The organism is Pseudonocardia lutea (assembly GCF_042658055.1).
Lineage (GTDB): Bacteria > Actinomycetota > Actinomycetes > Mycobacteriales > Pseudonocardiaceae > Pseudonocardia > Pseudonocardia lutea.
Genome location: NZ_JBHSQK010000146.1, coordinates 1 through 1,392 on the forward strand (window position 1 = coordinate 1; position 1,392 = coordinate 1,392).

The window sequence follows — 1,392 nt, forward strand, 5'->3', positions numbered from 1 at the left end:
ACGCGCCCTCGCCGCCCAGGGTTTCTAAACACGGCCTAGGGGGAGGCGAACCCCGAGCCGCTCGCCGGTCGTCGGAGCACGCCTCCCCGGCAAGGGACGCCAGCCTCGGGAGGGGCCGAGCGCGACAAGCGTCCCAACGTCAGTGCATCTCGCGTGCCCCTGCCAGAGATCCCTACGCGCCGCGGGTCAAGATTCTTACGCTCGCGGTACAGGACGGTCGGCGCCTTAGCCAGGGCTACCGGGCGGGCCCCAGCCCCGGTGACTCATGAGGGCCGGCGGCCGGCCTCGGGCTCATGATCGTCTCGGGATCAGGGGTCGGAGCGTGCGGCATCGTCCGGCCTGTTCTGCCGGATGCTCCGTGTCGCTCGGGTGGGGGGCCCAGTCTGCGGGGATGGGCAGGGCGTGGAGCCGGGTGAACGCGGCAGCGAGTTGCTCGGCCCAGGGCTGTCCCGACGACCTCGGAGCAGACGGCAGGGAGCGGTCGTCACGGGCCGCGCGTCGACGGCAGTAACACGCAGCTCTGGCGTGCCGGAACGGCACAGGACGTCACAGGGCGCGGCCAGGAACCCGCGTTCACACCGAAGCGCTCGCTCGATCGCCGTAACGTGAAGATCAACCAGCGCGAGCTCCTGGTGACGATGAGTGAGAGCCGGAGGACTCCCCGTTGGCACGACGGATCGGCGGCAAGGGTGGCGGAAGTGACAAAGGCAGCGGCGGCGGTACTCCTCTCGCCATCGCCCTCGGCATAGCCCTTTTGGCCAGCGCCGGCGGAGCGACCGCGATCGGGAGCGCCACGTCCTCCGGTGGTGCATCAGTCTCAGCAGGTGGCAGTTCCGGGGGACGGAGCGGGTCGCGGGTCAGCAGTAGGAACTCGACCGCTGCGGAGGCACGCATCGTCCGGCAGGGCGTGCGCCTGAGTGGGAAGGTCACGGACGACTCCGCGGATTGCGTGGCCAACTCCTACGGCCAGGTCCAGGACTTCTTTCGCCGTACGCCCTGCACGGCCCTGCATCGTGCGTACTTCGAGCTGCGCGACCAGAAGGGCGACGCCGCCATCGTCGCAGTGTCCTGGGTCGAGATGTCCGACGAGACGAGCGCCCGTGCGCTCAAGCAGCTCATGGACACCAGCGGCACTGGCAACGTGACGGAGCTGTCCCGGGACCGCGGCAGGTACCGCACCGTCCGCTACACCGGCGACGCCTACGCCTCCCGCCGCGACGGGCCTGTCGTCATCAACGCCCAGGCCGCGCCCGTGGCCCGCGGGTGGGCAGGACTTGCCCTCACCAGCATCGCCACCAACGCCGCGCAGTAGGCCGCGGCTGACATGACCGCGACGCCGGGGGCGCTCCTGGTAGTTGTGTCCCAGGGCGTGGTGTAGGTCGTCGGTCCAGG

Annotated in this window: 1 protein-coding gene; it reads left to right on the forward strand. The window is 70.4% G+C overall.

Annotated elements, in window-relative coordinates:
* Window positions 1–907: 907 nt before the first annotated feature.
* Window positions 908–1,312, forward strand: coding sequence for a hypothetical protein (locus ACFQH9_RS32055; protein ID WP_379572218.1), 405 nt, complete (start codon window positions 908–910; stop codon window positions 1,310–1,312).
* Window positions 1,313–1,392 lie beyond the last annotated feature (80 nt).